Source organism: Monashia sp. HAY1-5C (assembly GCF_056755255.1).
In genome coordinates, this window is the sequence record NZ_JBPGXG010000158.1 from 1 (window position 1) to 9,714 (window position 9,714).

The window sequence follows — 9,714 nt, forward strand, 5'->3', positions numbered from 1 at the left end:
CTCGCCGGCGGAGGTGCTGGACCGGCTCGAGGACCGTTTCTCGCTGCTCACGAGTGCCCGCCGCGCGGTGCCGGCGCGACAGCAGGCGCTGGAGACCGCGGTCGCGTGGAGCTTCGACCTGTGCTCACCGGAGGAGCAGGTGCTGTGGACGCGGCTGTCCGTCTTCTCGGGTGGCTTCGACCTGCAGGCGGCCGAGGAGGTCTGCACGGGTGAGGGCCTCGCCCGGGCGGACGTGCTGCCGTGCCTGGCCGGGCTCGTGGACAAGTCGATCGTCGGTCGTGAGCACGACCTGGAGCGCGGCGCTGCGTGGTACCGGATGCTGGAGACGATCCGGACGTACGGGGCTGGGCGGCTGGCCCCACCGCAGGCCCGCTCCATCCGCCTGCGGCATCGAGACCACTACCGTCGGCTGGCGGCCGCGTTCGGGGCGGAGTTCTTCACCCCCCACCAGGCCGAGTGGTACGTCCGGATGGCCCGCGAGCACAGCAACGTCCGCACGGCCCTGGACTTCTGCCTCACCGAGCCCGGGGAAGGGTCGGCCGCCCTGGACATCGCCGCACCGCTCTGGCCCTGGTGGCACGCGGGACATGTCCACGAGGGGTACCGCTACCTGCTCCGCGGCCTGGAGCGCTCCACCGAGCCGACGCGCAGCCGGGGGGACGGGCTGATCGCGACGGTCAACCTGGCCATCCACCTGAGCGAGTTCGACCGAGCCCGAGCCCTCCTCGCCGAAGCCCGCGAGCTCGCGGTCCTCCTCGGTGACGAGCTGCTGGCAAGCCGCGTCAAGCAGTGCGAAGGACACCTACGGGTCCACAGTGGGCACCCCGCCGAAGCCGTGCCGTTCCTGGAAGCCGCACGAGCCGATGCCCGACGGCTCGGCGCGACCAGGGACGAGTGGCGCATCGTGCACCTGCACGCCCTGGCCATGATGTTCCTCGGCGACCCCCTGGCCGAGGACCTCAGCCGCGAGGTCCTCGAGCTGGCCGGGCGCCACGACGCGGAGTCGTCGCAGGGCTGGGCCCTCTGGGGACTCGGCCTGGCCCAGTGGCGCGCCGGGCGGTACCGGGAGGCCGCCCTCTCGCTGCGCGACGGCGTCCGCCGCTTCCTGCCCATGAACAACCTCGACGGCCTCAGCGTCTGCGTCGAGGGCCTCGCCTGGTGTGCGGCATCCGCCTCTCCGGACGAGCACGCGGCGCGCCTGCTCGGAGCCGCGGGGGCGGTCTGGCGGGCCATCGGCGGGAACGCCTCGCAGGCGGTCTACCGCGACTTCGGCCGGCTCGCGCAGGAGCAGGTGAGATCAGCCATCGGTGACCGACGTTTCGAGGCGGCCTTTGCGCAGGGCGTGGCGTTCTCCACGGACCAGGCCGTGGCCCTGGCCCTGTCGTCCCGGGCCTCCTCCGACCGGGGCTCGGTGGACGCCCCCGGGCGGCCGCCGAGCACGGCCACCCCCGGCGGCCTGACCCGCCGGGAGTGGGAGATCGCCCAGCTGCTCGCCGAGGGCCTGAGCAACAAGGAGATCGCGGCCCGGCTCGTCATCGCACCGCGGACCGCCGAGACCCACGTCGAGCACATCCTCACCAAGCTCGGGTTCACGTCCCGGACGCAGGCGAGCGCCTGGGTGCTCGACCAGCAGGGTCGCTGACGCGCCGGGACGCAGCCCGGCCGGCGTACGCCCGTGGGCGCACGCCGGCCGACTCACCTCAGGCGTCGCCGGCCGGTACGCCGATGCTGTAGACCTTCCGGATGGTCTCGGTGACGTCCCAGCGCCCCGACCAGCCGCGCGGCTGCACGACGACGTCCCCGGCGGAGATCTCGTAGCGGTGCCCGGTCTCGCCGTCGGTGATGGTCGCCCGGCCACTGAGGATGTAGCAGGTCTCGGTGTCGGCGCGGTCGACGACCGGCCACCCACCCGGCTCGCACTCCCAGATGCCGACCCGGACGTCACCCGGCGTGTCGAAGGCCAGCGACGAGATCTGGGGGTCGCCGCTGTCGGCGCCGGGGCGCTGGCCCCTGGGCTCGAGGGCCCCGGTGACGACGGTGGCGGGCTGGTGGACGTAGGACATGCGGAGTTTCCTTTCGGGCATTCGGCTCTCGATGACGGCGGTCATCGCGCCTGGACGTAGAACAGGCGTCTGTTGACGAACTCGTGGATGCCGAGCGGGCCGAGCTCGCGGCCGAAGCCGGAGCGCTTGATGCCGCCGAAGGGCAGGTCGGGGCCCGATGGGGTGGGGGTGTTGACCGCGGCCATGCCGACCTCGAGCCGCGCGGCGACGCGGGCGGCGCGCTGCTCGTCGGTGCTCCAGACCGAGCCCCCGAGACCGAGGTCGACCGCGTTGGCCAGCGCCACCGCTTCGTCGTCACTGCCGACCCGGTACACCACGGCGACCGGGCCGAAGAGCTCCTCGCGGTAGGCCCGCATCTGCGGCGTGACGTCAGTGAGGACCGCGGGCGCGAAGTAGGCGCCGTGCTCGGAGACCAGCTCGCCGCCGACGTGCAGCGTGGCGCCCTGGGCGACAGCGTCCCGGACCTGGGCGAGCAGCGTCTCGGCCGCCCGGCGGGACACCATCGGGGAGTAGGCCGTGTCGGAGTCGTCACCCGGACCCCGCGGGGTCATCGCCGAGGCCTGCTTGACGAGCCTGGCCACGAAGTCGTCGTAGATGTCGTCCATGACGATCATCCGCTTGTTGGAGTTGCAGGCCTGGCCGACGTTGGCGACCCGGGTCGCCCAGGCCTGCTCGGCGGCGGCGGCCACGTCGTCGGCGTCGAGCACGATGTACGGGTCGGAGCCGCCGAGCTCGAGGACGACCTTCTTCAGGTGCCGCCCGGCGGCCTCGGCGACCGCAGCACCGGCCCGTTCGGAGCCGGTGAGCGAGACGCCCCGGACGCGGGGGTCGGCGATCATGGTGGCGACCTGCTCGTGGGTGGCGAAGAGGTTGAGGTAGACGCCCTCGGGGACGCCGGCGTCCCGCATCAGCTCGGCGATGGCCAGCGCCGACGTGGGGCAGTTCTCGGCGTGCTTGACCAGGATGGTGTTGCCGGCCAGCAGGTTCGGGGCGGCGAACCGGGCGACCTGCGAGTACGGGTAGTTCCACGGCATGACGCCCAGCAGCGGGCCCATCGGGAGGTGCTCGATGCGGGCGCCGTCGCGGCCGGGCAGCGGCTGGTCGGCCAGCAGCGCCGGGCCGTGGGCGGCGTAGTAGTCGAAGATCGTGGAGCAGTACGCGGCCTCGCCGCGCGCCGAGGAGGGCCGCTTGCCCATCTCGCGCGTGACCAGCGCGCCCAGCTCGGAGGCGCGTTCGGTGAACAGCACGCCCACCCGCCCGACGATCGCCGCACGCTCCTCGACCGGGCGGGCCCGCCAGGCCTCGAAGGCCTCGAAGGAGGCGGTCAGCGCTGCCTCGACGTCTGCATCGCTGGCAAACGCAAAGCGGTCGGCCACCTGCCCGGTGGCCGGGTCGGTGACCTGGTACGGCGGTGTCTGGGTCATGTCCTTCTCCCGGTGGTGCGGTGGTGGGGTGCAGGGTGGGCCGGCCCCACCCGGCGGCGAACGGCAGGAACCACGGCGGAACGCTAGTGCGGCGGGTCAGGGCGGATCCAGCCTGACCGCCATCTGCTGGACGACTTCGATCGGAAGGCCCTCTTGCCTGGACAGATCGCGCGCGTGGTCGTGGTCTGCGTCGAAGCAGTCCGGCAATATCGAGATATCGTCAGGTGCGGCGACCGGTTCGACCTCGAGGAGGAACGTCATGGCGAAGGTTGCGGTCGACGACATCGACCTGGCTCTGCTCGGCGCCCTCCAGGCCGATGCTCGGGCGCCGGTCGAGACGCTGTGCAAGGCGGCACGGGTGTCCCGGGGCACGGCCTATGCCCGGTTGGCCCAGCTCCGCGAGGCCGGCGTCATCCAGCGCCTGACCGTCGCGGTCGACCCGTACAAGGTCGGCCTGTCCCTCGCCGCGCTCGTGCTGCTGCGGGCGAGCACGGAGAAGTTCTGGCGATGGACGGAGTTCGCCGCCACCTTCGAGGAGATGCCGGAGGTGGAGTTCGCCGCAGACCTGGCCGGCGAGTTCGACATGGTCCTGCTGACCCGCTTCCGCGACGCCGACCACCTGCGGGCCTTCCTTCAGGAGGACCTGCGCCGTGTTCCCGGCATCGCCGGCATCCGGACCTTTCTGGTCCTCAACGAGACGCCACGACGCTCCGGGTTGCTGCCGCAGCGGACGCGCGAAGAGGCCGACTGACGCGCGGCCGCGAGCAGGTCATCCGAGCTCGAGCTTCCACCGGGCGACGTCGAGCGGCCCTCGGGTGGTGGCCCGGCGCAGGAGCTCCCGGGTGCGACGGGTCGCCTCGCCGATGGACCACGGGCCGAGGTCCCGGACCCGGCGGCCCAACCAGGGGGCGACGTCGGCGACCAGGGTGCGGGCCAGGTCCCGGCGCCTCGGGGGCTCGCCCGTGCAGGCCATCGAGGGAAGGCCGAACCGCAGGCCCTCCTCGACGAGCAGCTCACCGGCGAGCCGCGCGAGCCGTCGGTGGCCCAGCTCGGAGGGGTGCATCCGGTCGGCGGCCCAGAGGTCCCGCGAGTAGATGTCCTGGTCGGCGGACAGGTCGAGCCGAAGCACGCCGTACCTCTCGTGCACCTCGTCGTAGATCTCGTTGAGGACCTCGATGCGGCGCCGCACGGGACGCGCCAGGACCTCCGGCAGACCCAGGACGCGCGCGTGGTCGTGGAACCTCACCGTCACCAGCAGGGTGCCCTGGCGGGCCAGCTCCCCCGCGCAGAACAGCAGGTCCCGTCGGATCTGCTCGGGGTCCCACGTGGAGCGGAAGACGTCGTTGATGCCGACCACCAGCGAGGCCAGCACCGGGCGGTGGTCGAGGGCGTCCGCCAGCTGCCGCCGCCGGACGTCGGCCACCGTGGCGCCGGGGACGGCGAGCTTGCAGAAGGAGACGTAGTGGTCCGTCGCCATCGAGTCGGCGAGGATCCTGGCCCAGCCGCGCCATCCGTCGGGCGTCGCGTCTCCGACGCCGCACGAGGCCGAGTCGCCCAGCGCGACGAACCGGATGTAGTCACGGGCGGCACCCCGCCGCCCCGGGGCGGACGCGTCGTCGCTGCGCGGTGCCTGGGAGTCGTCCATGACCTTCACCTCCTTGTCCTTGCTGCTGGACCTCGCTCCAGCGTCGTCCCTCGGTGGTGTCGCGACATCCGGGGAGTTACGGAGATCGCTACGGATTTCAGCCGGCGAGCGCGCTCGTCCAGCGGGGGCGAGCACCCGGCTCCGACGCGGCGCGGGCGACGAGGATCGCCCCGGTGACGTGCTCGACGTAGGGCAGGTCGACGCGCTGGATCCAGACCGTGGAGTTCATCCCCACCTCCACCGACACCAGGGCGTGGGCGATGCCCTCCGTGTCGAACACGAGGTCGCCCACCGACAGCTCCGTCACGGGGACGACGCTGACGTCGAGCGCTGGGGCGTGGGTCTCGACCCGGTAGGCCGTGGGTGCGATGGACATGGGGAGCTCCTCGGGTGGAACGCGGCTAGTCGGTGGTCCTGACGGTGCGCCGAGGACAGGCGCTGCGTCTGGTCGGGTTCTGCATCACGTCTTCCACGGTCGCGGTCGGCCGACCTCGGCGAATCGGGGGAGATACGTAGACGGGCACGTATTCCGTCCACGTACGTGGTCGGCCCCTTGACCGCCCCAGGTGGCACTGACAGAGTCGAAGCGCTTCGACTCGAAGCGCTTCGACACCTATCAGGAGGACAGCGTGGTCCACCCCCCACGATCTGTGAGACGTAGGCAGACCCGAAGGACGGCCGCCCTCGCGGCGGCCGTCGTCGTCGCGGCCACCGGAGCGCTCGTCGCTCCGCGCGCCGCCACCGGTGCGGTCGTCACCGCAGCGGACCTTCCCTTCCGCGACCCCAGGCTCCCCATCGAGCAGCGGGTCGCGGACCTCATGTCCCGACTCACGCTCGACGAGCGGATCGGGCTGCTCCACCAGTACCAGCAGCCCGTCCCGCGGCTCGGGATCGGCATCTTCAAGGCGGGCACCGAGGCCCTCCACGGTGTCGCGTGGTCGAACGACCACCGCGACAACGGCAACGTCGTGACCGCGACCGCCACCCAGTTCCCCCAGGCGCTCGGCCTGGCCAGCACGTGGGACCGCGGGCTCGTCGAGCAGGTCGGCTCCGCCGTCGGTGACGAGGCGCGCGGCCTGCACGCGAAGGACCCCGAGGTGTGGGGCCTCAACCTGTGGGCGCCGGTCGTCAACCTCCTGCGCGACCCGCGATGGGGCCGCAACGAGGAGGGCTACTCCGAGGACGCGCTGCTCACCGGCGCCGTCGCCACGGCCTACGGCTCCGGGATCCAGGGCCGTGACACGACCTACCTCAAGGCCGCGCCGACGCTCAAGCACCTCATCGGCTACAACAACGAGGCGCAGCGCGACACGTCGTCCTCGAACCTGCCACCGCGCGTCCTCAACGAGTACGAGCTCAAGGCGTTCACGGCGCCGCTCGCGGCCGGGGCGGCCACCGGGATGATGGCCTCGTACAACCTCGTCAACGGGCGTCCCTCCACGGTCGACCCCCTCATCGGCCAGCTGCGGTCCGTCTCGAAGACGCCGCTCTACAACGTCAGTGACGCCTTCGCCCCCGGCAACCTCGTCGGCTCCCAGCACTACTTCGACACCCAGCCCGAGGCCGAGGCGGCGATGTTCAGGGCCGGCATCGACGGCTACGTGGCGGACAACGCCGACCCGACCTCGATGACCACCGCGGTCAAGGAGGCGCTCGCCAAGGGGTTCATGACCGAGGCGGACGTCGACGCCGCAGCGTCGCACGCCCTCACCCTGCGGTTCCGGCTCGGCGAGTTCGACCCGGACGGCGGGCCGTACGGGGCTCTCGGGGCCTCGGAGGTCAACGCCCCCGAGCACCAGCAGCTGGCTCGTACGACAGCGGCCGAGGCGATGGTCCTGCTCAAGAACTCGAGGAACGCACTCCCCCTCGACGCAGCGCGGGACCAGAAGGTCGCCGTGATCGGCCAGCTCGCCGACACCGTCTACAGCGACTGGTACGGCGGCAACGCCCCTTACACGGTCACGCCGGCTGCTGGCATCACCAAGCGGCTCGGCAGCTCCGGCTCGGTGAGCACCGTCGAGGGTGTCGACCGGATCGCCCTGCGCGACAAGGCGACCGGCAAGTACGTGACCTCTCGCGGCACAACCGGCTCCGACACGGTGGCCGCAGCAGGCGACACCGCAGGTCCGGCCGCACAGTTCGACGTCTTCGACTGGGGCGAGGACGTCGTCACGCTGCGCAACGTCTCGACGGGCAACGTCGTGGGCAACACCGGGTCGGCCCTCGTCACCAAGGACAAGCAGCCGAACGGGTGGTTCGTCCAGCAGCAGTTCGCCATCGAGAACCAGCCCGACGGGTCGGTCGTCCTGCGCTACGCGGGCTACGAGACGCGGGAGAGCTGGTACGGCGGCGGCACCTACGTCCGGGTCGGGCCTGACGGCGTCCTGCGCGTCGACGCCAGGTCCGCGTCGGAGGCCAGCCGGTTCACGCGCGAGACCCTGAGCAGCGGCACGGCGCAGGCAGCAGCCGCCGCAGCACGCAGCGACGCCGCCGTCCTCGTCGTCGGGAGCATGCCGTTCATCAACGGCCGCGAGAACCGCGACCGCACGAGCATGGAGCTCCCGGCAGCGCAGCGGCGTCTCGTCGAGGCGGTGCTCGCCGCCAACCCCCACACCGTGCTCGTGCTGGAGACCTCCTACCCGGAGACGATCGACTGGGCGCAGCAGACCGTTCCCGCGATCGTCTGGACGACGCACGCCGGCCAGGAGACCGGCAACGCGCTCGCCGACGTCCTCTTCGGCGACGTCAACCCGTCGGGCCACCTGACGCAGACGTGGTACCGCGAGGGCACGACGCTGCCGAGCATCCACGACTACGACATCATCAAGAGCAGGCGCACGTACCAGTACTACGAGGGCACACCGCTCTACCCGTTCGGGCACGGCCTCAGCTACACCGACTTCGCGTACGGCCGGGCCACCGCCACGCCCGCATCGGTGGCGCCGGACGGCACGGTCACCGTCCGGGTCACGGTCCGCAACACCGGCACCCGCGCCGGTGCGGACGTCGTCCAGCTCTACGACCACCAGCGCACCTCGCGGACCCCGCAGCCGCAACGGCGACTGCTCGGCTTCGCCAAGGTCACGCTCGCTCCCGGCGAGTCCCGGCAGGTGGCCATCAAGGTCAAGGCCGCCGACCTCGCGGTGTGGGACGTGACGCGCGGCCGGTGGGTCGTCGAGCGCTCGGTGCACGACCTCCTCGTCGGCCGGTCGTCGGCGGACATCCGCGCACGGACGTCGATCGACGTCCGCGGAGAGGTCGTGCCTGCTCGTGACCTGGGCGTCGCGACGAGGGCGATGAACTTCGACGACTACTCGGGCATCAGCCTCGTCGACGAGTCCAAGGCGGCGGGTACGTCGATCACGGCCCCCGCGGCCGGGGGCTGGGCGGTCTACCGCGACGCCCGTCTCGGTTCGGGGCCCCTGACGTTCACCGCCCAGGCGGCGCTCGACGGGCCGGCCGACGGCACCGTCGAGCTGCGTGTCGGGTCCCCGACCGGTCCGGTGGTCGGACGGGCCACCGTGGCGCCGACCGGCAGCGTCTACACGTACCGCCCGGTCACCGCGTCGGTCACGGGGTCGGTCACCGCGTCGGCGGGCACGGAGGACCTCTACCTCGTCCTCGACAAGGGGGTGCGGATCTCCTCCTTCACCCTCCGGTAGTCCCGTAGTCCCCTGTCGGACCGACACGAACGGCCCCGCCCACGAGCAGGTGGGCGGGGCCGTTCGTCGTGCGGGTCGGTGGGGCCGGTCAGCCGCCGGCGGTTCCCCCGCACCAGGTGGCCTCGTGGCTGGCGAGCAGACCGGCGTACCACCGGCCCGAGTCCTTGACGGTCCGGGCCTGGGTGTCGTAGTCGACGTGGACGATGCCGAAGCGCCGCTCGAAGCCGTAGGCCCACTCGAAGTTGTCGAGCAGCGACCACAGGAGGTAGCCGCGCACGTCGGCGCCGGCCTCGATCGCGTCGGCGACGGCCTCGAGGTGCCGGCGGACGTAGTCGGTGCGGTCGGCGTCGCGGACGCGGCCGTCCGCGTCCACGCGGTCGGGGAACGCGGCCCCGTTCTCGGTGACGAGCAGGGGCAGGCCGGGGTAGCGCGCCGCCAGGTCGGTGAGCAGCTCGGTCAGGCCCGCCGGGTCGATGTTCCACCCCATGGCGGTGTGCGGCGGTGCCGTGGCCGGGAACTCGACGTCGTCGGCCCCCACCCACGGGCTCGCGCCGTCGCCGTGGCCGTCGGCCGTCTCCCTCGGGCCGGTGCCGACGTGCTCGCGCACCAGGCAGCTCGCGTAGTAGTTGACGCCCAGGACGCTGAGCGGCAGGGCGATCTGCTCGAGGTCGCCGTCGTGGACGAACCCCAGGTCGCTGACGCCCGCGACGTCGCGGACGAGGTCCTCCGGGTAACGGCCCTCGAGCATCGGCCCGAGGAACGCCCGGTTCGCCAGGGCGTCGACCTTGCGCACCGCCTCGAGGTCGCCAGGGCTGGACGGGTCGACAGGACTCGGCACGTGGGGGGGGGGGGTACACATCTCCGAGCCCACGAGACGGAGCTACATCTGGGGTGGCGTGTTTTGCTTGGGAAGAGGGGGG

At 72.2% G+C, this 9,714-nt stretch carries 9 protein-coding genes; 3 read left to right on the plus strand and 6 right to left on the minus strand.

Features of this window, described 5'->3' with window-relative positions; all coding sequences use genetic code 11:
* A partial coding sequence (locus ACR9ZK_RS18735) for an ATP-binding protein (protein WP_481343471.1) occupies positions 1-1,642 on the plus strand: 1,642 nt, incomplete at its 5' end.
* A gap of 58 nt (positions 1,643-1,700) precedes the next feature.
* Here ACR9ZK_RS18735 and ACR9ZK_RS18740 read toward each other — a convergent pair.
* From ACR9ZK_RS18740 to ACR9ZK_RS18750, 3 genes are all read right to left on the minus strand, one after another.
* A complete protein-coding gene (locus tag ACR9ZK_RS18740; RefSeq protein ID WP_481343472.1) occupies positions 1,701-2,063 on the minus strand; it encodes a cupin domain-containing protein in 363 nt (120 codons plus the stop codon).
* Positions 2,064-2,104: 41 nt separating this feature from the next.
* Positions 2,105-3,487, minus strand: coding sequence for an NAD-dependent succinate-semialdehyde dehydrogenase (locus ACR9ZK_RS18745; RefSeq protein WP_481343473.1), 1,383 nt, complete (start codon positions 3,485-3,487; stop codon positions 2,105-2,107).
* Between the two features lie 96 nt (positions 3,488-3,583).
* The gene (locus ACR9ZK_RS18750) at positions 3,584-3,748 is read right to left on the minus strand and encodes a hypothetical protein (RefSeq protein ID WP_481343474.1); all 165 of its coding nucleotides are present in this window, start codon (positions 3,746-3,748) and stop codon (positions 3,584-3,586) included.
* Between ACR9ZK_RS18750 and ACR9ZK_RS18755 the strand changes: the two genes are divergently transcribed.
* Positions 3,747-4,238 carry an Lrp/AsnC family transcriptional regulator gene (locus ACR9ZK_RS18755; protein ID WP_481343475.1) on the plus strand — a complete coding sequence of 164 codons (492 nt, stop codon included), beginning with the start codon at positions 3,747-3,749 and terminating at the stop codon, positions 4,236-4,238. The two genes, ACR9ZK_RS18750 and ACR9ZK_RS18755, sit on opposite strands and share 2 nt — an antisense overlap.
* 18 nt (positions 4,239-4,256) lie before the next feature.
* Here the strand turns inward: ACR9ZK_RS18755 and ACR9ZK_RS18760 are convergent, their stop codons facing one another.
* Positions 4,257-5,132 carry an SGNH/GDSL hydrolase family protein gene (locus ACR9ZK_RS18760; protein ID WP_481343476.1) on the minus strand — a complete coding sequence of 292 codons (876 nt, stop codon included), beginning with the start codon at positions 5,130-5,132 and terminating at the stop codon, positions 4,257-4,259.
* A gap of 97 nt (positions 5,133-5,229) precedes the next feature.
* Positions 5,230-5,508 carry a hypothetical protein gene (locus ACR9ZK_RS18765; protein WP_481343477.1) on the minus strand — a complete coding sequence of 93 codons (279 nt, stop codon included), beginning with the start codon at positions 5,506-5,508 and terminating at the stop codon, positions 5,230-5,232.
* 274 nt (positions 5,509-5,782) lie between these two features.
* Between ACR9ZK_RS18765 and ACR9ZK_RS18770 the strand changes: the two genes are divergently transcribed.
* Positions 5,783-8,794 (plus strand): glycoside hydrolase family 3 protein, encoded by a 3,012-nt coding sequence (locus ACR9ZK_RS18770; protein ID WP_481343478.1) that lies wholly within the window; start codon positions 5,783-5,785, stop codon positions 8,792-8,794.
* Positions 8,795-8,882: 88 nt separating this feature from the next.
* Here the strand turns inward: ACR9ZK_RS18770 and ACR9ZK_RS18775 are convergent, their stop codons facing one another.
* Complete coding sequence (locus ACR9ZK_RS18775; RefSeq protein WP_481343479.1) at positions 8,883-9,653, minus strand: glycoside hydrolase family 1 protein; 771 nt, start codon at positions 9,651-9,653, stop codon at positions 8,883-8,885.
* Between the last annotated feature and the right edge of the window lie 61 nt (positions 9,654-9,714).

What these genes read in the sequence shown, in the direction of transcription:
- ACR9ZK_RS18775 (WP_481343479.1), bottom strand. Translation starts at nt 9,653, where the DNA reads ATGTGTACCCCCCCCCCCCACGTGCCGAGTCCTGTCGACCCGTCCAGC.
- ACR9ZK_RS18760 (WP_481343476.1), bottom strand. Translation starts at nt 5,132, where the DNA reads ATGGACGACTCCCAGGCACCGCGCAGCGACGACGCGTCCGCCCCGGGG.
- ACR9ZK_RS18750 (WP_481343474.1), bottom strand. Translation starts at nt 3,748, where the DNA reads ATGACGTTCCTCCTCGAGGTCGAACCGGTCGCCGCACCTGACGATATC.
- ACR9ZK_RS18755 (WP_481343475.1), top strand. Translation starts at nt 3,747, where the DNA reads ATGGCGAAGGTTGCGGTCGACGACATCGACCTGGCTCTGCTCGGCGCC.
- ACR9ZK_RS18745 (WP_481343473.1), bottom strand. Translation starts at nt 3,487, where the DNA reads ATGACCCAGACACCGCCGTACCAGGTCACCGACCCGGCCACCGGGCAG.
- ACR9ZK_RS18765 (WP_481343477.1), bottom strand. Translation starts at nt 5,508, where the DNA reads ATGTCCATCGCACCCACGGCCTACCGGGTCGAGACCCACGCCCCAGCG.
- ACR9ZK_RS18740 (WP_481343472.1), bottom strand. Translation starts at nt 2,063, where the DNA reads ATGTCCTACGTCCACCAGCCCGCCACCGTCGTCACCGGGGCCCTCGAG.